Origin of the sequence: Campylobacter sp. 2014D-0259, from assembly GCF_008000505.1 — a bacterium.
Lineage (GTDB): Bacteria > Campylobacterota > Campylobacteria > Campylobacterales > Campylobacteraceae > Campylobacter_D > Campylobacter_D jejuni.
This window is the reverse complement of the sequence record NZ_VOAQ01000024.1, coordinates 107,876-131,797: the sequence shown is the minus strand read 5'-3', so window position 1 is coordinate 131,797 and position 23,922 is coordinate 107,876. Positions and strand designations below refer to the sequence as shown.

Annotated in this window: 21 protein-coding genes; 11 read left to right on the top strand and 10 right to left on the bottom strand. The window is 30.0% G+C overall.

Going from position 1 to position 23,922, the window contains the following annotated elements; translation table 11 throughout:
• From smpB to sstT, 9 genes are read right to left on the bottom strand one after another with little or no spacing between them, the layout of a single operon-like run.
• Complete coding sequence (gene smpB / locus SR63_RS05275) at positions 1-453, bottom strand: SsrA-binding protein SmpB (RefSeq protein WP_002852861.1); 453 nt, start codon at positions 451-453, stop codon at positions 1-3.
• The gene (locus SR63_RS05270) at positions 450-1,217 is read right to left on the bottom strand and encodes a 4-(cytidine 5'-diphospho)-2-C-methyl-D-erythritol kinase (protein WP_002877773.1); all 768 of its coding nucleotides are present in this window, start codon (positions 1,215-1,217) and stop codon (positions 450-452) included. Before SR63_RS05270 ends, smpB begins: the two co-directional genes overlap by 4 nt.
• Positions 1,214-1,441 (bottom strand): carbon storage regulator CsrA, encoded by a 228-nt coding sequence (csrA, locus tag SR63_RS05265; RefSeq protein ID WP_002852854.1) that lies wholly within the window; start codon positions 1,439-1,441, stop codon positions 1,214-1,216. Before csrA ends, SR63_RS05270 begins: the two co-directional genes overlap by 4 nt.
• Positions 1,435-2,253: a tRNA pseudouridine(55) synthase TruB gene (gene truB, locus SR63_RS05260; protein ID WP_002866123.1), complete on the bottom strand. Its 819-nt coding sequence runs from the start codon at positions 2,251-2,253 to the stop codon at positions 1,435-1,437. The genes csrA and truB overlap by 7 nt, the downstream gene beginning before the upstream one ends.
• Entirely contained in the window at positions 2,250-4,325 is a 2,076-nt protein-coding gene (locus SR63_RS05255; RefSeq protein ID WP_002866122.1) for an ATP-dependent helicase, read from the bottom strand. Before SR63_RS05255 ends, truB begins: the two co-directional genes overlap by 4 nt.
• On the bottom strand, positions 4,322-4,759 hold the full coding sequence (locus SR63_RS05250; RefSeq protein ID WP_002866121.1) for a hypothetical protein: 438 nt from the start codon (positions 4,757-4,759) through the stop codon (positions 4,322-4,324). Before SR63_RS05250 ends, SR63_RS05255 begins: the two co-directional genes overlap by 4 nt.
• Entirely contained in the window at positions 4,753-6,474 is a 1,722-nt protein-coding gene (locus tag SR63_RS05245) for a M3 family oligoendopeptidase (protein WP_002866120.1), read from the bottom strand. The genes SR63_RS05250 and SR63_RS05245 overlap by 7 nt, the downstream gene beginning before the upstream one ends.
• Before the next feature lie 3 nt (positions 6,475-6,477).
• A complete protein-coding gene (locus tag SR63_RS05240) occupies positions 6,478-7,365 on the bottom strand; it encodes an aspartate carbamoyltransferase catalytic subunit (protein ID WP_002866119.1) in 888 nt (295 codons plus the stop codon).
• Between the two features lie 9 nt (positions 7,366-7,374).
• Positions 7,375-8,598 carry a serine/threonine transporter SstT gene (gene sstT / locus SR63_RS05235; RefSeq protein ID WP_002866118.1) on the bottom strand — a complete coding sequence of 408 codons (1,224 nt, stop codon included), beginning with the start codon at positions 8,596-8,598 and terminating at the stop codon, positions 7,375-7,377.
• A 139-nt stretch (positions 8,599-8,737) separates the two neighbouring features.
• On the opposite strand from sstT, the gene metK reads away from it, so the two are divergent.
• Complete coding sequence (gene metK, locus SR63_RS05230) at positions 8,738-9,934, top strand: methionine adenosyltransferase (protein WP_002866117.1); 1,197 nt, start codon at positions 8,738-8,740, stop codon at positions 9,932-9,934.
• 237 nt (positions 9,935-10,171) lie between these two features.
• Here metK and SR63_RS05225 read toward each other — a convergent pair whose 3' ends face one another.
• Entirely contained in the window at positions 10,172-11,497 is a 1,326-nt protein-coding gene (locus tag SR63_RS05225) for an apolipoprotein N-acyltransferase (RefSeq protein WP_002877769.1), read from the bottom strand.
• Here SR63_RS05225 and yajC point away from each other — a divergent pair.
• Genes yajC through SR63_RS05175 form a run of 10 tightly spaced genes read left to right on the top strand, consistent with a single transcriptional unit; the run spans position 11,470 to position 23,922 of the window.
• Complete coding sequence (gene yajC / locus SR63_RS05220; protein WP_002786346.1) at positions 11,470-11,742, top strand: preprotein translocase subunit YajC; 273 nt, start codon at positions 11,470-11,472, stop codon at positions 11,740-11,742. The two genes, SR63_RS05225 and yajC, sit on opposite strands and share 28 nt — an antisense overlap.
• Positions 11,735-13,315, top strand: coding sequence for a protein translocase subunit SecD (gene secD, locus SR63_RS05215; protein WP_002866115.1), 1,581 nt, complete (start codon positions 11,735-11,737; stop codon positions 13,313-13,315). The genes yajC and secD overlap by 8 nt, the downstream gene beginning before the upstream one ends.
• A complete protein-coding gene (secF, locus tag SR63_RS05210) occupies positions 13,315-14,286 on the top strand; it encodes a protein translocase subunit SecF (RefSeq protein WP_002853635.1) in 972 nt (323 codons plus the stop codon). The genes secD and secF overlap by 1 nt, the downstream gene beginning before the upstream one ends.
• A 9-nt stretch (positions 14,287-14,295) precedes the next feature.
• Positions 14,296-16,725 carry a leucine--tRNA ligase gene (gene leuS / locus SR63_RS05205; protein WP_002866114.1) on the top strand — a complete coding sequence of 810 codons (2,430 nt, stop codon included), beginning with the start codon at positions 14,296-14,298 and terminating at the stop codon, positions 16,723-16,725.
• Positions 16,722-17,234, top strand: coding sequence for an LPS assembly lipoprotein LptE (gene lptE / locus SR63_RS05200; protein ID WP_002860199.1), 513 nt, complete (start codon positions 16,722-16,724; stop codon positions 17,232-17,234). Before leuS ends, lptE begins: the two co-directional genes overlap by 4 nt.
• Positions 17,218-18,615 carry a hypothetical protein gene (locus SR63_RS05195; RefSeq protein ID WP_002858150.1) on the top strand — a complete coding sequence of 466 codons (1,398 nt, stop codon included), beginning with the start codon at positions 17,218-17,220 and terminating at the stop codon, positions 18,613-18,615. Before lptE ends, SR63_RS05195 begins: the two co-directional genes overlap by 17 nt.
• Entirely contained in the window at positions 18,581-19,765 is a 1,185-nt protein-coding gene (locus tag SR63_RS05190; protein ID WP_072238646.1) for a folylpolyglutamate synthase/dihydrofolate synthase family protein, read from the top strand. The genes SR63_RS05195 and SR63_RS05190 overlap by 35 nt, the downstream gene beginning before the upstream one ends.
• On the top strand, positions 19,752-20,654 hold the full coding sequence (locus SR63_RS05185; protein WP_002866112.1) for a M23 family metallopeptidase: 903 nt from the start codon (positions 19,752-19,754) through the stop codon (positions 20,652-20,654). Before SR63_RS05190 ends, SR63_RS05185 begins: the two co-directional genes overlap by 14 nt.
• Positions 20,591-20,986: a polymer-forming cytoskeletal protein gene (locus SR63_RS05180; protein ID WP_002868630.1), complete on the top strand. Its 396-nt coding sequence runs from the start codon at positions 20,591-20,593 to the stop codon at positions 20,984-20,986. The genes SR63_RS05185 and SR63_RS05180 overlap by 64 nt, the downstream gene beginning before the upstream one ends.
• Positions 20,986-23,922, top strand: a complete 2,937-nt coding sequence (locus SR63_RS05175) for a DEAD/DEAH box helicase (RefSeq protein WP_002877766.1) — start codon at positions 20,986-20,988, stop codon at positions 23,920-23,922. Before SR63_RS05180 ends, SR63_RS05175 begins: the two co-directional genes overlap by 1 nt.

Here is a 23,922-nt window from a genome sequence, read left to right as displayed (position 1 = left end):
TTATTTATAATTTTTCATAGCAGCTCTAGCTTCTAAATCGGCTTGCTTTTTCTTTAAAGTTTCACGCTTGTCGTGCAAATTTTTCCCTTTAGCTAAAGCAAGAGTGGCTTTTACTTTATTTTTTGTGTTAAAATAAAGATCTAATGCAACAATAGTATATCCTTCTATACTTACTTTACCTAATAATTTATCAATTTGCTTTCTATGCATTAAAAGCTTTCTAGCACCTCTTTCTTCGTGTTTATAGAAAGAATGTGTAGTATGAAGCAATGAAATATGAGAATTAAGTAAAAAAATCTCATTTTTTATAATGCGAACAAAAGAGTCTTTAAGATTTGCTCTTCCTGCTCTTAAGGCTACAACTTCACTTCCTTTAAGGACAATTCCGGCTTCAAAGCGTTCTATGATGCTATAATCAAATAAAGCTTTTTTATTTCTCGCAATAATTTTCATCGATCAACCTTAAAAACACTACTACCGCTACCGCTTAGAAAAAAATCTTCTTGTAAGTAAGACTTCATTTTAGGATATAAAGTTGCACAAGGAGTAAATAAATCATTTAATTCTTTGTTTTTAAAATTTTGTAACAACTCTTTTGTGCTGAGTTTTTTGTAGATTTGCGCTTGATTATTGTTTTTTTGAAAGTCAAATATTCCTCTATCAAATTCATCATAAACAGCTTTAGTTTGGCAAGATATTTGTGGAAAAGTCCATTTTAAATTAGGTATGTCATCTTCAAATTCTTCTATAATTTCGCCACAGCCACTTACATTAGCAGAGTGAAAGCCACTTAAAAAAAAGGCAATATCGCTTCCTAGTTGTATGCTTAAATTTATAAGTTCTTGTAGGTTTAATTTTAAATTTAGGGTTTCATTCATTAGTAGTAAAAAACTCGCACAATCGCTACTTCCACCGCCAAGTCCAGCACATACTGGGATATTTTTTGTGAGTTTTAGGCTTTTTTTGCTAAATAATTCTTTTAATTCGTTGTTATATCTTTTAGAAAGTAGTAAGTAAGCCTTTTGAATAATATTATTTTCGCATTTAAAATTACTAATGATTTCAAATTCTTTTTTAGAGTCTGATTCTTTATCAACAAGCTCAAGCTCATCAAAAAGATCTTTTAAAAGTATAAATCGTGATTCTAAAAGATGATATTTTCTTGAGTCAAAACCGGTAAGTTTTAAAAAAATATTTGCTTTAGCGTAAGCTTTCATTTGATTAGTTTTTTGCTTAAGTCATCAAGTTTAATATCATTCTGAACAACAGAATGCAAATTTTCATCCTTTACTTGTTGAACAAGTTCTTTTCTAAGTATCATAAGGGATTTTGGAGCTTCTATGCCTATTTTGGCATATCCTTTCCCTGTTTGAACGACTTTGATTTCTATACCTTCTCCGATAATTATACTTTCATTTTCTTTTCTTGATAATATTAACATTTTTCAACCTTATTTAGAAGATATTTTACTGTATTTTCTTTAATATTAATTATGCTAAAATATTTTTCTGTTTCAATATAATAATCTCCTTCATCATGAAATTTTAATTCTTCGACAAAAATTTTAGCACCATTTTCGAGTTTATTTAAATCCTTGATAAAATTTGGCTTTAGGTTAATGTATTTTAACACATTTAAGCTTTTCTCATTATTATAAACAAATTTGCCTTCTTTAATGCGCTCTAAAGAGCTTAAAGTCGCATTAATACCTAGTTTTCTAGCAAAAAGTTCGCAATAAGATCTTATATAAGCACCTTCACTGACTGTGATTTCGATATTTAAAAAAGGATGATTATAGCTTAAAATCTTGCAATCAAATACTTCCATTTGGCAAGGTTTTAAATTTGCTTCTATACCTTTTTTTGCAAGTTCATAGGCGCGAGTTCCATTGATTCTTTTGGCGCTAAATTGCGGCGGTGTATAGGAGATAATTCCTTGCATTTGATCAATGATTTGTTGTAAATTTGCAAGATCAAATTCTTTTATATTTTTAATTTCTTTTATATTTTGATCATCAAGACTTAAGGAGTAAACTCCAAGCCATAAAGTAGCTTTATAGGTTTTTGGAGTTTTTTTTAAAAATCGGAAAAGTTTTGTGTATTGTCCAAACGCAACGATTAAAACCCCTTTGGCGAAAGGATCAAGAGTGCCAGAATATCCTGCTTTTTTATTTTTATATTTTTTCTTTAAAGTACTTAAAAAGGCATTAGAACTCAAACCTCTTGGTTTAAAGGCTGCAAAGATCTTATTCATACTGCTTTTTCCACAAAGCTTGCCATGATTACACGCATTATACCACCAAAATTAATATTAAGCTTTTCCTCTTTTCCGCTTTTATTAACTTCAACAACCCTGCCAATGCCAAAAATTTTATGTTTAACTAGATCTCCTTTGCAAAAACTAGTTTTTTGTATATTTTGATTTTTTGATTTTTCATTGATTAATTTACTTTCTTCTAAGAAGCGACTAGGATTGATATTTGCTCTTGAACCATGATAAAAACGAGAATTTGCAACACTTATTGTGAGAAATTTCTTGGCGCGAGTGATGGCAACATAAGCAAGACGGCGTTCTTCTTCGAGATTTTCTTCGCTATTTAAAGGAAAAAATCCTTCATCAAAGCCTATTATAAAAACATAATCAAATTCCAAACCTTTGCTAGCATGAATACTCATCAAGCAAACACATTCTTCATCTAAATTATCTTGATCACTTAATAAAGAAATTTCACTAAGTAGATCTTCTAAAGAAGCTTCGGGATCTTCTTTGAGTTTTTCTCTTAGATTAGCATAAAACTCATCAAGATTTCTGATTCTTTCATCTCCATCATCTTGCTCTGAAAAATAATCTTTGATTTTAAATAATTCTTCTATATTGTCAAAAACTTTTTTTGCATTATCGTAGCTTTTTAGAGTGTGAATATTTTGTATAAAAATATTTGCTTCATTTTGTGCTTTTTTTGTTGTTAAAATTCCTACACCGCCATCGCTTTCACATAAGGCATCAAAAAGTGAAATTTGACGTTTTTTTGCATATTCTTCTAAATTTTTTAGGGCTTTTTCTCCTATGGATCTTTTAGGGCGATTAATAATACGCCTAAACGACAAATCATCATTTGGATTTAAGATAAGTCTAAGATACGAGATTAAATCTTTTATTTCTAATCTCTCATAAAAACGCATACCGCTAAGCAGTTTATAAGAAATTTTTTCCTTCATAAATGCTTCTTCTATTGCTCTTGATAGTGCATTAACTCGAAATAAAACGGCGATCTCTTTAGCTTCTACTCCAGAATTTAGCAATTTTTTCACTTCTTGAGCGATATATAAACCTTCATCTTTTTCGTTTTCGTTTTTTAATATTTTAATATTTTCCCCAGTATCTTTAGTGCAGATTAAAGTTTTTCCAAGTCGTTGCTCATTGTGAGATATGAGATTATTTGCTGCTTGTAAAATAGTCCCTACTGAACGATAGTTTTGTTCAAGTTTTACAAGTTTAACATTTTTAAAATCGTTTTGAAAATTTAAAATATTTTCAATTTTTGCTCCACGCCAACTATAAATACTTTGATCATCATCACCAACAACTGTGATATTTTCATGCATACAACATAGATTTTTTAGAATTTTATATTGCAAGGTATTAGTATCTTGATACTCATCAACTGTAATGTAATTATAAAGTAAGCTTTGTTCTTTGGCAAAATTTATATCATTTTCTAAAATGAGATTGCTTAGCAATAAAAGATCATCAAAATCTACAAAATTTTGCTTTAATAAGTATTCTTCATAAGCACGGTAATAGTTGGCAAATTTGTATTCATTTTGATATTTTTCAAAATTATGTTCTTTTAGTAAATTTAAATCTTCAAAGACATTGCTTACTCTTTTGCCTTCATTTTTGCAATAAGATATGTATTTGATAATATCATAGACATTATCTTTGTTTTTATCATGGATTAAGTCTTTAATTATTTTTTTTGTATCATCTGTATCGATAACAATAAAACTATTTTTACGCTCCAATCTTTCAAAATGGAGTTTTAAAAATAAAAGTCCAAATTTATGAAAGGTGCAAAGCAAGGGATTGTGATTGCCTTGTAGAAAATTTAATGCTCTATGACGCATAACACTAGCTGCTTTATTTGTAAAAGTAAGAGTAAGAGTGTTATGCGAGGGGATGCCTACTTCACCGATAAGATAAGCAAGACGAGTGGTAATAGTTTTGGTTTTTCCACTACCTGCACCCGCTAGGATAAGCATAGCTCCATCAATGTGGCTTACTGCCTGTTTTTGACTATCATTTAAATCTTCAAATAGATTCATTTTTTGAAAATATCTTTATTTTTTGGATTATTTAAAAATATATTTTTAGATTTTTGTAAATTTTTACTATCTTCGCGTTTATAAAGGCTAAAATTAACAAATAAAATGTTATTTTCTATTTGAATTTGCGTGATAGCTCCTAAATCAACCTTTACAAAACTATCAAAATCATCATTTCCAAAACCTGCGTGAAATTGAATGAAATCTTTATTTAGTTGTATGGATTCAAAGGTGTATCCTCCAAGAGCAAAAAGAGCATAAGGATTTTGTTTAACATCAAGCTCTTTGGGAAGTTCAGGGTTAAAATCTATGAAATTTGTATTTGCAACTATGGAAAATTCTATATTTTCTTCTATAAGGTGTGAAATAACTTCATAACAATGCTTTTGCATGGTATGGATAAAATTTTCATTTTTTAAGATTGTTTCTAGCATGATTGTAACTCCATAAATTCATTGATGAGTTTTTGAATTTCTTTTATGCCTATTTCCCAAAAATTTTCATCTTCTATATCAAAGCCAAACATTCCTACTAGTTCTTTTGGACTCACGCTTCCACCTAAAGAAAGCATTTTGATATAAAGTTCTTTAAAATTTTCACATTTTTTACTTTTGTAAAGTCCATAAAGAGCTAAAACTAAAAGTTGTGCATAAGCATAAGCATAGCAGTAAAAAGGAGAATGGATAAAATGAGGAATATAACTCCACCAAGAAGCATAATTTTTTGTAAGTTTTACGCTGTCTTGAAACATCTTTTGAGATTCTTCCATCCAAATTTTATTGATTTCTTCGGTGCTAAGTTCATTTTCTTGAGCATGTAAGCGTCTTTCAAAACAAGTAAAATTAATTTGTCTATAAAAAGTTGCAAAAATATCTTCGATTTTATTTGCATATAAAGATAGGAGTTCTTCTTTTTTTAACTTATCTTTAATAAAATCAAATACCAGCATTTCAGCAAAAACTGAAGCTGTTTCTGCGGTGGTTAAAGGTGTGTTTTGATTTAAGTAGCTTACATTGTAAGAAAGTTTTTGATGGATAGTATGTCCTAATTCATGTGCAAGTGTAAAAAGATCACGCCTTTTATCGGTGTAGTTTAATAAAACAAAAGGATGCGCATCAGAAGTTGCAGAATGTGAAAAAGCACCCCCTTGTTTATTTTCTTGTGGATAAACATCAATCCAGCCTTGATTAAAAGCATTTTTTGCTATATCATAAAATTGCGGAGAAAAAGCTTGAAATGCCTCTAAAACAATATTTTTACTTGTTTTAAAATCAAAACTTGCTTCTTTTCCTATGGGTGCATATCTGTCGTAGTCTTTAAGCTCATCATAGCCTAAAATTTGTTTTTTTCTTTTGTAAAATTGCGATACTAAGTTAAAATGTTTTTGTGCGCTTGCTATCAAAGAATCAACGCTTTTTTGTGAAATTTGATTACTGATATGTCTTGAAATTTCAGCATTTTCATAACCTCTTAATAAGCTTATATTTTTTCTTTCTGTTTTTATCATATTGATAATAAAACTTAAAAGTCTGCTATTTTTTTGCAAAACTTTACTGAATTTTTTAGCAGCTTTTTTGCGTGTTTTTCTATCTTCATCATACATTTTGCTTAGAATTTCTTCTTCGCTAAGTTTTTTACCTTCAAAAGGGATCTTTAAAGCACTCATACTTTCATCAAAAAGTCTACTAAAAGCATTTGCACCTGTATTTGAAAGATAGAGCATAATGCGTTCTTCGTTTTTGCTAAGATTATAGCGTTTGTTTTGCAATAAATTAGAAAGATAAAAATCATAATCTTTGCAAAAAGTTGTAAATTCTTGACTTTTCTCAGGAGCTAACTCGCAAAATTCAAGCTCGAAAAAGAGTAAATTTTCTTCTATTTTTTTGCATTCTTCTTCGTATTGTGCATAAAAAGAACCATTTTGAGTGTTTTTAGCAAAAAGTAAATAAGCATAAGTCATGATTTTGCCAAGGGCTTGATTTAAATTTTCATAATCTTTTAAAGCTTGTAAAAACTCATTAGCATTTAATGCATAAAGTTTATTTTCATAGTTTTTTTTGAAATTTAAACTTTGTTGGATTTGATCTTGTGTAAAATTTTGTAATGCTTCTTTATCGTGGAATAAAGCACTTAAATCCCATTCTAACATTTTTTATCCTTCATTTTCTAATATGAGTTTTTTAAGAACAGCCATTCTAATGGCCACTCCATTTTTAACTTGTTTTAAAACTAAAGTTCTTTCATCGCTCATCATTTCATCGCTTATGTCAATATTGCGATTTACAGGGCCTGGATGTAGTAAAATAAGCTTTTTATCTTTTACTAAGCTTTTTTGAATACAAAAATCATTTGCATAGTCTTTAAGTGAAGCGTAAACGGTTTTATTATGTCTTTCTGTTTGTGTTCTAAGACTCATGATAATATCTGAATTTGCTATGATATTCTCATCAAGCTTATAATGTTTTTTAAGATGGGTATTAGGCATAAAATGCGGTGGAGCTACTAGGGTAATATCAAGATTAAATCTGCTTAAAAGTTCTATATTAGACGCTGCAACGCGGGAATTTTTAATATCACCTACGATGCAAATTTTCTTACCTTCGACATCACCTTGAAAATGATTATAAATAGTAAATAAATCTAGCAAAGCTTGAGTAGGATGGGCGTGTTTTCCATCTCCTCCATTAACAACTGGACAATGTATATGCTTTGCTAATATCAAGGGAACTCCTGAGTTTGCGTGTCTTACAACAATAGCATTAGGACTCATGGCATCTAAATTAGCAGCAGTATCATAAAGAGTTTCTCCTTTGCTAGAGCTTGATCTTGAAACATCAAGGCGTAAAACCCTAGCGCCTAATCTTCTTGCAGCGCTTTCAAAAGATGAAAGGGTGCGTGTAGAGTTTTCAAAAAAAATTGTCGTGATACTTTTTCCTTTAAGAAAAGTTCTAGGTTTTTCATCTAAGAAATCACTTGCTTCTTTAAAAAGCTCCATAATTTCGACTTTATTAAAATCTTTTGTAGTGATGAGATGACGCATGTTTTTACCTTATTTGATATTGTAATTTAATTCATTTTTAGAACAAATTGCTGTAAAAAGAACATCTGTAGAACTATTTAAAGCAGTTTCAACACTATCTTGAATAACCCCTATAATAAAACCTATGGCAACTACCTTCATAGCAATATCATAGTCTATATTAAATAAAGAACAAGCCAAAGGTATAAGCAGTAAAGATCCGCCCGCAACTCCGCTAGCCCCACAAGCTGCAAAGGTAGCAATAATGCTTAATAAAAAGGCTTGTAAAAGACTGATTTCTATACCAACGGTATTGGCTGCAGTAAGGCTTAAAATAGCTATAGTAACTGCCGCTCCTGCCATGTTGATAGTAGCTCCTAAAGGTATAGAAATGCCATAAAATTCTTTATCTATGCCAAGTTTGGCACAAAGTGCCATATTTACAGGAATATTTGCTGCCGAACTTCTTGTAAAAAAAGCAAAAAATGCACTGTGCCTTAAGCAGATAAAAATCAAAGGAAAAGGATTTTTTCTTGTATAAAAAAAGACTATTAAGGCATTAATAACAAAAGTAACAAAAAGCATAGTAGTTACAAGTAAAATTAAAAGTTTTACATAACTTAGTAAACCTTGCGCTCCTGTTTGTGCTACAGAATTAGCCACAAGTCCAAAAATTCCAAAAGGAGCAAGTTTTACTATAAATTTAACAATTTTTAAAACCCCTTCATTGATATCTATAAAAACTTGTTTTGCTTCGTTAGAACAGTGTTTTAATGCTATACCTCCGGCTATTGCCCAAGTTAAAATTCCTAAATAATTTCCACTTGATAGAGCATTTATAGGATTATCGACAATTTTAAATAAAAGATCTTTGAAAATCTCACTCATGTGGGTTGGAGATGAGTTTGTAGCGGTTTGAACTCCATCTAAAACAAGCTTTACAGGGAAGAAAAAATTAGCAAGAACCGCACAAGCTGAAGCAAGAAAGGTGCCTACTATATACAAAATAATAATATTTTTGATCTTAGCACCACTTTGAGAAAAATCTTTAGTGCAAATTGAGGTTAAAATTAAAATAAAAACAAGCATAGGAGCGATAGCTTTTAAGGCACTTGTAAAAAGTATTCCGAGTAAATTTGCAATTTCAGATATTTCTTTAGAGCTAATGCCTATGAGTATTCCTAGTACTATACCTATACAAATTTGAACTATGAGGTTGCCTTTAGCGTAGCTTTGAATGATTTTAGAAAACATAAAAACCTTTTAAATATTTTTTATATCAGAAGTTGATTTTAACTAACTTTTGCTTAATTTTAGTAAATTTTTAATTTATCAAGCTTTGATAAGTTTATTTGGATACAATTGTGGTTCATTTTAAATGAAAGGACTTTTTATGTATCTATTCACTTCAGAAGTCGTAAGTGCAGGTCATCCAGACAAGTGCGCTGATATAATCGCTGATACGATAGTGGATATACTCTTGAAAAATGACAAAAATTCAAGGGTGGCGAGTGAGGTTTTTGTCGCAGGAAATAAGGTTGTGATAGGAGGCGAAGTTAAGTCAAATCACAAGCTTAGTAAAGCTGATTACGATAATTTAGTTAAAGATGTTTTAAAAAACATTGGTTATGACGGAGCAGGGCATTTTAGTAAAGAGCAGTGTTTGCATCCTGATGAAGTTGATGTTATGGTGTTTTTAAATGAACAAAGCCCTGATATCAATCAAGGTGTCGATCAAGAAGATGGCGAAACAGGAGCAGGTGATCAAGGTATTATGTTTGGTTTTGCAAGTTGCGAAGCTGAAGAATACATGCCAGCAGCTATTAGTTATGCAAGAATGCTATGCGATAGAGTTTATGCTTATGCAAAAGCAAATCCACATGAACTTGGAGTAGATATTAAAACTCAAGTAACTATTGATTATGGTACTAAGGCGAATTTTGAAAATTGCGAACCGCAAAGTATCCATACTATAGTAGTTTCTGCACCTTGTGTTGAAAGTATGAAAATAGAAGATTTAAGATCTTTGGTGATGAAACTTATCTTAGATAGTAATTTACCAAAAGAACTTTTTGATCCTAATAAAACTAGAATTTTAATTAATCCAACCGGTAAATATGTTAATCATTCTTCTTTGCATGATAGTGGTTTAACAGGAAGAAAGCTTATAGTAGATAGTTTTGGAGGTTATTCTCCAATAGGTGGTGGCGCACAATCGAGCAAAGATTATACTAAGGTTGATAGAAGTGGACTTTATGCAGGTAGATGGCTAGCTAAAAACATAGTTGCAGCAGGGCTTGCTAAAAAATGTATTGTTCAACTTAGCTATGCTATAGGTGTTGCAAAACCTACTTCGGTAAGCGTGGATTGTATGGGCACAAATACTAGTGTAAATGACGATGTTTTAAGTGATTTTGTTATGCAAAATTTCTCTTTAACACCAAATTGGATTCGTGATAAATTTCATCTGGATAAACCAAGTAAAGAAACTTTTCTTTATGCGGATGTAGCAGCTCGTGGGCAAGTAGGACAAAAGGACTATCCTTGGGAAAAACTTGATGCTCTAGAACAGTTTAAAAAGCTACTTTAAAAAATTAACAATATTATACAAGCTTAAATAAGGCTTGTATAATTATAAAGAATTAATGAGGTTATATTAATTTTTGACTTAGAGGGATATTTTTCAATATCCCTCATAAATATAAAAGTTAGGAAGGAAGCTAAATTAATTTAGCTTTTGGGGTAAAAACCCCTCTAAGTCAAAATATTGTTTGACAGAATTATAATATAAAATAACTTAAATTACTTTAAAATTAAAATTTTAATATTATTTTTTATCATTAAATATTTCTTTGGATAAATTTTTCCAATCTTTACTTAAAAGCTTTTTAGGGAGTATAACTATATTCTCTTTGCCATTTGTAGCATGATAAACACTAACCCCATATTTACTTGCATAAAATTTCATTAAGAGTTGCTGGAGTTTGTATTCGCTGCTATTATTAAACCAAGCATTGTTGCTTAGGGCTATAATAATTTGTGAATTTTGATAGTTTTGTTCTTTGGTAGCTTCATAACAAATTGCATTTGTGATAATTTGATTATCTAATTTATATTTGCTTTGTATAGGACCTTTGGAAAATTCTTCAATATTTTTAAGAAAATATTTTTTTGTTAAGTCTTTAAAAAATGGAATTTCTTCACCAAAGGGAACTAAAAAATGCTTATTTAAAATATAGACATTGCCTTTTTTAAAGATATAAGTGCTATTATAAGTATGCTCTTTTTCAACATGAAATGCTCCTGTAATAATGGTGATTTTATAAGATAATTCTTTAAGTATAAGCTCGTATTTGGTATTTTTTAAATCAAAAGCAAAAGCGGTTTCAGGCAAGATTACAAGTTCTTTTTTTTCATTTATAGCTTGAAGTATATCTTGAATTAAGATATCAGAATTTGATTTTAAATTTTCTTGTAAAAATTTTTGATCTTGAGAGATATTAGTATTGATGAGTTTATAGTTTAAATTAAGAGTTTGAGCTTGTTTTTCATTATATTGAAATCCACTAAAGAATAAAATAAGAACAATCGCTATTTTATAATATCTTGATATATAACCCTCATAGATGAAATATGCTATTAAAAATATGCAAATAATACCACGATAACTTGGGTCAAAAAAACCATAAACTGTAAAAATTCCCCAATTAAGCCAATCAAATCCTAAAGGATGGATAAAACTTATGCAAAAAATTCCACAAAGCCTTAAAAAATCAAATTTTAATAAATAACATAATCTAAAAAGTAGTCCATAAATAAAACCAATGATAATTGGTATAATTGGCACTAAATAGTTTAGATTAAAATAAATTGAAGATAAACCAATCCACCAAAACCAAAGAATCCCTACAAAAAAACCTATCCAAAAATATTGTTTAGAATTTTTACTTTTTAGGAGTAAAACTAAGCCCCAAATAGCTAAAAATGGGCTAATAGTTTGTGTAAAAATATTTTCAAAAAATGATAGATAAATAGAATTTGAAAGTAAAATTGCAATAAAAAAGACTTTTATTATTTTAAAAATGATAGAATTAGTGTTTAATTTTTTTGGAATAAAGGAAAAATATGGCAGAAAATTCAATTTTAACTTCATTGTTACCTCTTGTAGTGTTATTTGCAATTTTTTATTTCTTGGTGATCAGACCGCAACAAAAACAAGCAAAAGCACATAAACAAATGCTTGAGTCTTTGCAAAAAGGAGATAAAATCATCACTAATGGCGGACTTATTTGCGAAGTCGTAAAACCAGAGGAGGATTTTATCAAAGTTAAGCTTAATGAAGACAATGTTACTGCAAAAATTTCAAGAGAATTTATAGCAAAGAAAATTGATGCGTAATTCTAAAATCAATTATCGCTTGATTATTTTTATAGCGGTATTTATTTTTGGAGTGGCTTTTTCACTCCCTTCTTTTTTGCAGTCAGAACGTGGTGCGAAGATTAATTTAGGGCTTGATTTGCAAGGCGGGCTTTATATGCTCTTAGGTGTAGATAATGAAGAAGCTGTAAAATCTAAAATAAAATCAATTGCATCTTCATTGAGTTATTCTTTTAATAAAGAAAATATTTTAAATGATGGCTTAAATACCCATGATGATATTTTAGAATTTACTTTGCTTGATAATGCAGATATTGCAAAAGTTGAAAATTTGCTTAAAGAAATAAAAGGAATTAATATACAAAGTGAAAATATGCACTATAAAATTTCTTTTACCTCAGAAGAAGTAAAAAATATAGAAAATTTTGCACTTTTGCAAGCAGTTGAAACCATAAGAAATAGGCTTGATCAATTTGGTTTAGCAGAGCCAACAGTTGCTAAACAAGGTGATGATAAGATTTTGGTTGAACTTGCAGGGATTAAAACCAAAGAAGATGAACTAAGAGCAAAAGAGCGCATCACAAAAGCAGCACATTTGCAACTTATGGAAGTTGATGATTCTAAAATGGGTCAAGCTTCTACAATGAGCGATGCTGAGGCTGCGAGTTATGGACTGATTTTAGTGTCTGATTCTAGAAATCCAAATTTAAAATATACCTTAAAAAGCATACCTATTTTAGATGGATCTATGCTTACTGATGCTAGAGTAGGGATTAGTGATAAGAGTAATTATCCTGTGATTAATTTTACTTTAAATGCCGAGGGTTCTAAAAAATTTGCTGATTATACAGGAGCAAATGTTGGAAAGCGTCTTGCTATTGTACTTGATAATAAAGTGTATTCTGCTCCATCTATCAATGAACGCATAGGCGGAGGTAGTGGGCAAATCAGTGGAGCTTTTACCCAAGAAGAAGCGCGTGATGTGGCGGTAGCTTTAAGAAGTGGAGCTTTGCTTGCGCCTGTAAAATTACTTGAACAAAGAAGTATAGGACCATCTTTAGGTGCTGATAGTATTAAAATGAGTATGATAGCATTAATCGGTGCATCGGTTTTTATTGTAATATTTATGATGATGTATTACGGTGTGGCAGGAATTTTTGCAAATATTGCAATGTTGGTTAATGTTTTGGTAGTAGTGGCTGTTATGGCTATGTTTGGAGCAACTTTAACTTTACCAGGGATGGCAGGACTTGTTTTAACTGTGGGTATGGCGGTAGATGCAAATGTGATTATCAATGAGCGCATACGAGAACTCTTGCGAGATGGAGTAAATATAAGAGCTAGTATAGAACAAGGTTATAAAAATGCTATGAGTGCGATTATAGATTCAAATATCACTTCTTTAGTTACTTCGGTAGCACTTTATGCCTATGGAACAGGAGCAGTTAAAGGTTTTGCTGTGACTTTGGGAATTGGTATTGTCGTTTCTATGATTACAGCTATTTTAGGAACTCACGGAATGTTTGATTATTTTATGCAACGCATAGAAAAAAGTAATAATACAAGATTTTGGTTTGGTTACAGGAGAAGATAATGCAGTTTTTTAGCGAAAAGAAAATTTATGATTTTATGAGAATGCGTTTTGCTGCTATTTCTCTTTCTTTTATTTTGTTTTTTGGTTCTATTTATTTGCTTTGGGATAGGGGTTTGCAATATGGTATTGATTTTAGCGGAGGAACTTTAGTTCAGCTTAAATATGAAAATGCAGCTCCTATAACACAAATCCGAGAAATTTTAGAAAAACAAGGAACTTTTCAAAATTTATCTGTAACTGAATTTGGAAGCAATGAAGAAGTAACCATACGCTTTTTAGGAAGCAACGATAATGTAAGCAATGATATAGGCGAGCATATAAGCACTCTTTTAAAGGATACGGGAAAATTTGAAGTGCGTCGTGCTGATGTGGTAGGTCCAAAAGTAGGTGATGAACTTAGAAATAAAGGACTTATGGCTATAGCTGTATCTTTGATAGCAATTTTAATTTACATAGCGTTGCGTTTTGAGTGGCGTTTTGCTCTTGCGGCTATAATCAGTGAAATTCATGATGTTGTGATTACTTTAGGGGCAATTTCTTTATTTAAAATTGATGTTAATTTAGATACTTTGGCTGCTGTTTTAACTGTGCTTGGGTACTCTTTGAATGATACAATTATTATTTTTGATAGAATCAGAGAAGGCATTAAAACCAGTAAAAAAACCGAACTTGCACCTATTATCAATGAAAGTGTTTCAGCAACTTTATCAAGAACGGTTTTAACTTCAGGGTTAACTTTAGCAACCGTTGTGATACTTTATTTCTTTGGCGGGGAAATGATACAAGGATTTTCTTTGGCTTTAATTGTAGGTATTATAGCGGGAACTTTAAGCTCTATTTTTGTTGCAAGTCCGACATTATTATGGTTTAAATTTAGTGTGCTTGAGTTTAGAAATAAAGAAATTGAAAAAGCAAAAAGAAAACAAGATAAAGAACGCAATCGTGCAATGTATGAAAAAGGAACAGTGTAAGGAGAATTTATGGCTTATGAAGCAAGTTTAATAGAAAAAAAATGGCAAAAAATTTGGGATGAAAATGAATATTTTGAGCCAAAAGATGATTTAAATTTGCCTAAAAAATATATTTTATCGATGTTTCCTTATCCTAGCGGACGCATTCACATGGGGCATGTAAGAAATTATACTATAGGTGATGCTTTAGCAAGATATTATCGCAAGATAGGATTTAATGTTTTACATCCTATAGGTTTTGATAGCTTTGGTATGCCTGCTGAAAACGCAGCTATTAAACATAAAATTCATCCTAAGTCATGGACTTATGAAAATATAGCTTATATGAAAAAAGAACTTTTTTCTTTAGGTTTTTCTTTTTCTAAAAAAAGAATGCTTGCTACTTCAGATCCACTTTATACAAAATTTGAGCAAGAATTTTTTATTAAGATGTTTGAAAAAGGTTTGATTTACACTAAAGAAGCAAATGTGAATTGGTGTGAGCAAGATCAAACGGTTTTGGCTAATGAGCAAGTTGAAGACGGAAAATGTTGGCGTTGTGGTCATGAAGTGGTGCAGAAAAAAATGCCAGGTTATTATGTAAAAATCACTGCTTATGCTGAGGAACTTTTAAAAGATTTAGAAGAATTAAAAGATAAATGGCCTAATCAAGTTTTAACTATGCAAGAAAATTGGATTGGTAAAAGCGAAGGTTTGGAATTTTCTTTAAATTTAGACGAAGAAAGCAAGCAAAAAACTAAAGAAAGTTCTTTAGAAGTTTTTACTACAAGAGCAGATACAATTTATGGAGTTTCGTATATTGCTTTAGCTCCAGAACATAAAATTGTTCAAAATTTGCTTTCGCAAAATTTATTAAATCAAGATGTATTAAATAAAATCAAAGCTATTCAAAATCAAAGCCCAAGAGAAAGACAAAGTTCTGAAAAAGAAGGTTATTTTTTAGGAATTTATGCCATTCATCCTTTAAGCGGAGAAAAAATTCCTTTATGGGTGGCTAATTTTGTCTTGGCTGATTATGGTAGTGGAGCGGTTATGGCTGTTCCAGCTCATGATGAAAGAGATTTTGAATTTGCAACAAAATATAATCTTGCCATCAAACAAGTTATTCAAACTCAAGAAAATTTACCTTATACGCAAAAATCAGGAAAATTAATCCATAGTCAAGAATTTGATAATCTTGATTGTAATGAGGCAAGATTAAAAATTATTTCTCAGTTTGAAGCTAAAAATATAGGAAAAAGGGTTGTAAATTTTAAAATTCGTGATTGGGGTGTTTCGCGTCAAAGATATTGGGGTGCGCCTATTCCTATGATTAAATGTCAAAGCTGTGGTATAGTACCTCAAAAACTAGAAAATTTACCTATTACTCTGCCTGAAGATGTGCAAATTACAGGAGAGGGCAATCCACTTGATAAACATCCAACTTGGAAAAATTGTATTTGTCCCAAATGTGGCAAAGAGGCTCAAAAAGAAAGCGATACTTTAGATACTTTTTTTGAAAGTTCTTGGTATTTTGCACGTTTTGCAAGTGATGAGAAAACTTGGCAGGAAAAAGCTTTAGATGAAAAAAGTGTGAAGTATTGGATGAGTGTGGATCAATATATAGGTGGTATTGAACATGCAATCTTGCATTTACTTTATGCGAGATTTTTCCAAAAAGCTTTAAGAGACTTGGGTTATTTAACGCAAAATGAACCTTTTGATAGACTTTTAACTCAGGGTATGGTGTTAAAAGATGGTGCTAAAATGTCAAAATCAAAAGGCAATGTTGTAGATCCTGATGAGATTATAGAAAAATACGGTGCTGATACCGCAAGACTTTTTATACTTTTTGCTGCGCCTCCGGCTAAAGAGCTTGAATGGAATGATGATGCTGTTGAAGGGGCTTATAGATTTATTTGCAAACTTTATGATAGGGCGCAAAATGTTAAAAAAGGTGAGCTTGTAGAATTAAAACAAGAAAATTTAAACAAAGAAGAAAAATATGCAAGATTAAAGGTATATGAAGCTTTGAAAAAATCTTTTGAAGTTTATCATCAAAGTTTTGCTTTCAATACTTTAATTGCAGCTTGCATGGAAGCTTTAAATGCTTTAGCGCTTTGTAAAAACGAAGCTTTGGAGCAAGAGGCTTTTTATATTATTTTAAATATTTTAGAGCCTATTATTCCTCATGTTTGTTTTGAGCTTAGCGAGGAGCTTTTTAAATGTAAAAATTTCAAAAAATTAGAACTTAAAGAAGAGATTTTTGTAAAAGATACTTTAAATTTAGCTGTAAGTATTAATGGTAAAAAAAGGGCTGAATTTGAAATTTCAAGTAGTGCGAGCAAAGAAGAAATTTTAGCTTTTGCAAAAGAAAATACTGCTAAATGGCTTGAAGGTAAGAGTATAGTTAAAGAAATTTATGTGGAAGGAAAGCTAGTTAATCTAGTGATTAAATGAAAAAGATTTTAATTTTTTGTATAGGTTTATTTTTAGGTGCTTGTGGATATGTTCCTACATCAAAAATCGCTAATAATATTTTCGATGAGAAGGTTTATGTTAATGTTGAATTAAGTCAACAAGACCCAAAAAATAGTATCTATGTTGCCGATACTTTAAAAGAAATGGTAATTTCAAAATTAGGGCGTAAACTTGCTTTAAAACACGAGGCAGATGATGTAATTAATGTTAAAATGAATAATTTAGAATTTATTCCTTTAGCTTATGATAAAAATGGCTATGTTATTAGTTATAAAGCTAAATTAAATTTAGATTTTAATGTTGTCTTTAAAGATGGTTCAAGTCAGGCTTTTAGTACAAGTGGAAGTTATAATTTTGAAATTTCTCCAAATAGTATTATTAGCGATTCTGCAAGGTATGAGGCTATTCGAGCAGCTTCAAGCGAGGCATTTGATGAGTTTATTTCCGTAATTGCTATTAAAGGGCAAAAACGTGATTCCAAATACTAATGAAATAGCAAAGCAAACTTTAATTGCATTAAAAGAAAGAAAACTAAAACCAACTCCTGAAAATTATACGGAAATTTTTGAAGAATTATCTTTAAAATATGGTATCACAAGCTCAAATAAAGCTAAACTTGACAAATACAAAACCTTGCTTTTACCGATTTATCAACAAGAATTAAATTCTAAAACTATAAGAAGTTTAGAAGAACTAATTAGTTTTTTAATTTCTGTTTTAAATAGACAAAGCGGAAAACAATTTAGTGAATTTTTTGATTTTTTATATACTATATCTAAAACTTTGCAAATAAGTAAGGATAAAAAGATAAGAGATTTGGCTAAGGTGACTTCGATTAGAATTTCTAAAACTATGGATAGTGAAAGTATTTACTTGCTTACTAAAAAATGGAAAGAGCTTGAAAGAAATTACGATGAAAATGACTTAGAAGAACAAGCTCGTAAATATGGCATTAGTAAATATGATGATTATGATAGCGTGATTAAAAAACTCTTAGTTAAACTTGAAGAGCGTAGTTATGAGCACTTTAGTGAATTATTATGCTTGGGTTTAAATCCTTCATTGGTGGAAGATTTAAAAATTCAAGGTTTTATACAAAATTTAACACAAAAGCCTTTTGTGATAGGTGAAGAAAATTTTAAAAATGAACTAATGGAATTTATAAATCATCGTATAATGGTTGATAATATGTATGTCCAAAAAAATTTAAATTTTTTTAATGATAATCTAAAAAAAATCTATGAATTGCTTGTCTTACTTAATAAATCGAATGAAAAAAATATGGATTTTATCAATACTTTAAAACCAGATGAAAATGGGGAAGTAAAACTTAGTTTTGAGGATTTAAAACTAAAATTTAAACAACTTGGAGAAAAAATTACATCTTTAAATAATCAAATTGAATTCACGCAAAGCTTGGAGGAGAGAGAGGCTTGGAGTGTTCTTAAAGAGCTTGATAAAATGGATGAAAATTTTAATAAGTATAAAGTTAATTATTCTTTAGCTTTATTTTCTATAGTAAATTACCGTTTCATTATGGAAAAATACGGCATGGGAAGTTTGAATGAAATTTTTGTTCGATTTAAAAAAATTTTAAAAGATTCTTGTAGCGAATTTGATGAACTGTGGATGATAGATGAAAAGAGTTATTTGATTGTTTCGCCAGGAAAAAGCAAAGATGAAATTACACAGCTTGTAAATACAAATCTTAAAACTATAGAAAATTTTAGATTTATTTATAAGCAAGATATTATAACTCCTAAAATTCACGTGGCTTATCTTGATAAGCAAAGTAAGCCAAGTATTAATATTTTAGATGAGTTAATAAAGCAAATTGCAGCGGTTAATGAACAACATAATGAAAGTTGAGAATTTTTTAGCTCAAAAAAGTATAAATTACGATAAAATTGATCGTTTTTTGATGTTTAGAATGTATGAAAAATATAAGAAATATTTTAAAAATATTCCTATAATTCAACTTATAGGCACAAATGGTAAAGGTAGCACGGGTAGATATTTAACCCAACTTTTAGAAAATTTAAATTATAAAATAGGGCATTATACTAGCCCGCACATTTTCAGTTTTAATGAAAGATTTTATCTTGATGGTAAGATTGCGAATGATGAAGAATTAGAACAAGCTCATATAAGACTTGAAGAAATTTTTAAACAAGACTTGCAAAAATTAAGTTATTTCGAATATGCTACTTTTTTAGCTATGATTTTATTTCAAAAATGCGATTTCATTGTTTTAGAAGCAGGAGTGGGTGGAGAATATGATGCTACTTCTGTTTTTGAAAGAAGAATGAATATTTTTACAAGAATTGGATTTGACCATATTCAAATTTTGGGCAATTCTTTAGAAGATATTGCAAGAACCAAGCTTAAAGTTATGGCGCCTGTAGCACTTATAAGTGATGAGCAAGAGCAAAATGTTTTAAATTTAGCAAAAAAAATTGCTTTTTTAAAAAAAGCTAATTTGCAAGTTTCTTCCTTAAATCCTTTTTTGAAAGAAAAATTTGAGATTTATTGTAAAAAGTTTGTTTTACCTTGTTTTTTAAAGCATAATTTAAAGCTTGCATTAAAGGCTTGTGAAATTTTAACTTCGCAAGAAAAAACCTTAGAAGCTTTAAAAAAGTTACAAGGGTTAAATTTACAAGGAAGATGCCAAGAAATTTCTCCAAATTTTTTTGTTGATGTGGGTCATAATCCCATGGCTGCTAAGGCTATGCTTGATAAATTTCAAGGAGAGAAAATAAATCTTATTTATAATGCTTATTTGGATAAGGATATTTTTCAAATTTTAAATACATTAAAGCCTATTATTGATACAATACAAATATATAAATATAAAAGTGCAGAACGAAAGCTGGCTGATGATGAAATTTATAGTATTGCATCAAAGCTAGGCATACAATGCAAAGAATTTGTAAAATTAGAAGAGAATAAAAAAAATCTAGTTTTTGGTTCTTTTATGCTGGTAGAAAATTTTTTAAAGGAGTGGTGTGGTAAAAAATAAATTCACTATTACCATTACAGATATTAACGGTTCAAGACATTTTTATTTAAATCAAATAATCAAAAAAATAGTTTTTTATACTATTGCTTTTATTGTTTTATTTTTAGTTTTTAGTGGTTTTTATATCAAATATCTCGATAGCAAACTTAGCGATATCAGTGAAAAGCGTGAGGAGCTTTTGAAAAAAAGCAAAGAATTGGAATTATCTAATTCGCAAATGCAAAAAAGCATAGAAGAAAAAACTCAGCAGTATGCAGCTATAGAAGATAAAATAGCTTCTTTTGAAGAGGCTTTGGGCTTAGAAGCAGAAAATAATCTTACAATTAGTGCAAGACTTGATAATCTTCAGCTTACCAATGAGCAGCAACTTGGAATTTTGGGACAAATTCCTAATGGATGGCCTATTGAAAATAAAGGCATTACAGGAAATTTTGGCTGGAGAGAGCATCCGCTTTTAAAAAGAAGGGAATTTCATCCTGGTATTGATTTAAGAGCAGAAATTGGTACTCCTATTTATGCACCAGCAAGTGGAGTAGTGGAATTTTCAGGTTATAGTGATAATGGCTATGGCTATAATGTAATTTTATTGCATAATTTTGGTTTTAAAACAGTATTTGCTCATATGATGCGCAAAGAAGTAGTCAAAGCAGGTCAATTTGTTAGCAAGGGGCAGTTGATAGGTTATAGTGGCAATACAGGTCTTTCTACGGGGCCGCATTTGCACTATGAGGTAAGGTTTATTAATAAAACTTTAGAACCTTTGTATTTTTTAAATTTGCAAAGAAAAAATATGAATGATTTTTTTAATCAAGAAAGGAGAGTTCCATGGCAATCTTTAATAAAGGCGGTATCAGCCCAACATCCAGCTCTAGCTCAGAAACAACAGTAATTTCTTCAGGTGCGAGAATTGAGGGTAAATTTTATTTTGCTTCTATGCTTCATGTTGATGGAGAGTTAAGTGGTATTATTCATTCTGAAAGCATTGTAGTTATCGGAAAAAATGGAAATTTAAAAGGTGAATTACAAGCAGATAAAATTGTAGTAAATGGGTATTTTGAAGGGCAACTTGAGGCCAATAGTTTAGAAATTTTAGCGGGCGGAGTTGTTAATGGCGATATTTCAACGCAAAAAATTTCTATAGAAAATGGCGGTCGCTTTAATGGAACTAGTAAAATTAAAGAAGATACTATCAAACTTATTGAAAATAACAACGAAGAATAATGCAAGCTTCATTTTATGAATACCTACAAAATCCAAAAATTTGTGAACTTTTGCTTTGTAAAGATGAAAAACAAGCAGATTTACTTGCTCAAGTTTCACGATTTAAGGGGTTAAAAACCTTTGTTTTACCTGATTTTAGAGCGCAGTTTGGAGATGATTTAAGGGCTTTTTCCAAAGAACTTTTTGATCTTTGCAAGATTTTAAATGCTTATCATAAAGAAGAAGAAAAAAAAATCCTTATTTCTCCTTTAAATACTGTTTTAAAAAAACTTCCTTCAAAAAAACATTTGCAAAATTATCATATCGATAAAAAACAAAATTTTAATTTGAAATGTTTTGAAGATGAAATTTCAAGATTGGGATACGAATTTGTAGATATAGTTCAGGATAAAGGTGAAATTTCAATTCGTGCGGATATTATTGATATTTTTTGTATCAATGAAGAAAATCCTATTAGAATTTTGCTTTTTGGCGAAGAGATTGAAAGTATAAGATATTTTGATTTGCAAAGTCAAAAGTCTATTCCTAACGAACTAGAACATTTTGAAATTTGTCCTTTTTTAAAATATTTTGACAAAGAAAATTATGAAATTTTTAAGGACAAATTAGAAGATTTTCAAAGTGATACTTTAATACATGATATCAATTCTTTAGGGTTTTGGTGTATTGATGATTTTTTTGATTATTTAGAACTTGATTTTTTAGCTTGTGAAAAGTTTGATATTAACGAATATGAAAAAGATGTAAGTTTTGTGAATGCAAAAATTTTACCTCAAGCTAAAAAATTTAAAGAATTGCAAAGTTCTTACAATAAAGATTTTTTTGAATTTCATAAAAATAAAAAAATCACACTTTTAGCTAAAAACGAAGCTTTATTTAAAGCTTTAGAGCTTGAAGATACTCAAAATATCTATTTTGTAAAAAGTGATTTAAGGCTTAATCTTATTAGTCCTGAAGAGCTAATCATTTCTTTAAATCAAAAAGAAAAACAAAAAACAAGAAAAAAAGCTAGTTTGATTATAGATGAGCTTAAAAATGGGGATTATATAGTACACGAAGATTACGGAGTGGGTAAATTTTTAGGTCTTGAGATGATAGTGATAAGCGGAGCAAAAAAAGAGTTTGTTGCTATAGAGTACCAAAATTCTGATAAGCTTTTATTACCAGTGGAAAATCTTTATTTAATTGATAAATATTTGGGCGTGAGTGGATCTATTCCAAGTTTAGACAAACTAGGTAAAACAAGCTTTATTAAACTTAAAGAAAAATTAAAAACTAAACTTTTAGCCATAGCTTCTGAAATTGTTATTATGGCGGCTAAAAGATCTTTAGTGCAAGCAAAAAAAATCACAGTGGATTTAAGTAGACAAGCTGATTTTATAACTAGTGCGGGTTTTATTTATACAAGCGATCAAGAGAAAGCTTGTCATGAAATTTTGCAAGATTTTCAAAGTGGAAAAGTTATGGATAGGCTTTTAAGCGGTGATGTGGGTTTTGGAAAAACAGAAGTCGCTATGAATGCTATTTATCCAGTAGTTAAAAGTGGATTTTGTGCATTTTTATTTGCGCCTACAACTTTGCTTTCTCATCAGCATTATAAAACCTTAAAAAAGCGTTTTGATCCTTTTGATATAAAGGTTTTTAAACTGGATCGCTTTACAAGTAGTGCAGAAAAAAAACAAGTTTTACAAAATTTAAAAGAAAATAAAGCTTGTGTAGTTGTAGGAACTCATGCGCTTTTAAGTGTAGAATGTGAAAATTTAGCTCTTGTTATTATTGATGAAGAGCATAAATTTGGAGTGAAGCAAAAAGAAAAGCTTAAAGAAATCACTCAAAATTCACATATTTTATCCATGTCAGCAACCCCTATACCAAGAAGCTTAAATCAAGCTTTAAGTTCTATAAAATCTTATAGTGTTTTGCAAACTCCACCAGAAGATAGAATGGATGTAAGAACTTTTGTCAAAGAAAATGATGACGCACTTTTAAAAGAAGCTATAGCAAGAGAGTTAAGACGTGGTGGGCAAATTTTTTATATTCATAATCATATTGCAAGTATAGAGCAATGCAAAAAACATTTATTAGAACTTTTTTCTACTTTGCGTATTTTGATTTTACATTCTAAAATCGATGCCAAGGTGCAAGAAGAAGAAATGTTGAAATTTGAAAACAAAGAATATGATTTGCTTTTAAGTACCTCTATTGTAGAAAGTGGGATTGATTTACCTAATGCAAATACTATCATAGTAGAAAAAAGCGATCGTTTTGGCATGGCTGATTTGCATCAATTGCGTGGGCGTGTAGGAAGAAGTGATAAGCAAGGTTATTGTTATTTTTTAATCGAAGATAAAAATGCTATCACAAAAGATGCTTTAAAGCGTCTTGTTTCTTTAGAAAGCAATTCTTTTTTGGGCGCAGGTTCTGTTTTGGCTTATCATGATCTTGAAATTCGTGGCGGTGGAAATTTATTAGGCGTAGATCAAAGTGGACATATCGAGCAAATTGGATATAGTTTATATCTTAAAATGTTAGAAGATGAACTTAATGCTTTAAGTAAAAATGAAGTGGATCAAAAAGAAAATAAACTTGATTTAAAACTCAATGTTAATGCCTTTTTAAACAGCGAACTTATCAGCGAAGATCGCTTAAGATTAGAACTTTATAGAAGACTTAGCAAGTGTGAGCAAGTTCATGAGGTTTATGAGATCGAAGGTGAAATTGAAGATCGCTTTGGAAAACTTGACATTTATACTAAGCAATTTTTATCTTTGATTATCATTAAAATTTTAGCTTTAAATAAATTTAAAAGTATTAGCAATTATGAGCAAAATATTCAATTTACTGCTTTAAATGATGAAAAAGAACTCATCAAGGCAAAAAGCAAAGACGATGATGATATTTTAGAGGCAATTTTGACGCATTTAAGAAAGGCTTAA

Coding starts and splice junctions, on each gene's coding strand:
- SR63_RS05180 (WP_002868630.1), top strand. CDS start 20,591: ATGGCAATCTTTAATAAAGGCGGTATCAGCCCAACATCCAGCTCTAGC.
- sstT (WP_002866118.1), bottom strand. CDS start 8,598: ATGTTTTCTAAAATCATTCAAAGCTACGCTAAAGGCAACCTCATAGTT.
- metK (WP_002866117.1), top strand. CDS start 8,738: ATGTATCTATTCACTTCAGAAGTCGTAAGTGCAGGTCATCCAGACAAG.
- csrA (WP_002852854.1), bottom strand. CDS start 1,441: ATGTTAATATTATCAAGAAAAGAAAATGAAAGTATAATTATCGGAGAA.
- smpB (WP_002852861.1), bottom strand. CDS start 453: ATGAAAATTATTGCGAGAAATAAAAAAGCTTTATTTGATTATAGCATC.
- SR63_RS05250 (WP_002866121.1), bottom strand. CDS start 4,759: ATGCTAGAAACAATCTTAAAAAATGAAAATTTTATCCATACCATGCAA.
- SR63_RS05270 (WP_002877773.1), bottom strand. CDS start 1,217: ATGAAAGCTTACGCTAAAGCAAATATTTTTTTAAAACTTACCGGTTTT.
- SR63_RS05245 (WP_002866120.1), bottom strand. CDS start 6,474: ATGTTAGAATGGGATTTAAGTGCTTTATTCCACGATAAAGAAGCATTA.
- SR63_RS05225 (WP_002877769.1), bottom strand. CDS start 11,497: ATGAAGTTAAAATTGAATTTTCTGCCATATTTTTCCTTTATTCCAAAA.
- secD (WP_002866115.1), top strand. CDS start 11,735: ATGCGTAATTCTAAAATCAATTATCGCTTGATTATTTTTATAGCGGTA.
- SR63_RS05255 (WP_002866122.1), bottom strand. CDS start 4,325: ATGAATCTATTTGAAGATTTAAATGATAGTCAAAAACAGGCAGTAAGC.
- lptE (WP_002860199.1), top strand. CDS start 16,722: ATGAAAAAGATTTTAATTTTTTGTATAGGTTTATTTTTAGGTGCTTGT.
- yajC (WP_002786346.1), top strand. CDS start 11,470: ATGGCAGAAAATTCAATTTTAACTTCATTGTTACCTCTTGTAGTGTTA.
- SR63_RS05175 (WP_002877766.1), top strand. CDS start 20,986: ATGCAAGCTTCATTTTATGAATACCTACAAAATCCAAAAATTTGTGAA.
- truB (WP_002866123.1), bottom strand. CDS start 2,253: ATGAATAAGATCTTTGCAGCCTTTAAACCAAGAGGTTTGAGTTCTAAT.
- SR63_RS05240 (WP_002866119.1), bottom strand. CDS start 7,365: ATGCGTCATCTCATCACTACAAAAGATTTTAATAAAGTCGAAATTATG.
- leuS (WP_002866114.1), top strand. CDS start 14,296: ATGGCTTATGAAGCAAGTTTAATAGAAAAAAAATGGCAAAAAATTTGG.
- secF (WP_002853635.1), top strand. CDS start 13,315: ATGCAGTTTTTTAGCGAAAAGAAAATTTATGATTTTATGAGAATGCGT.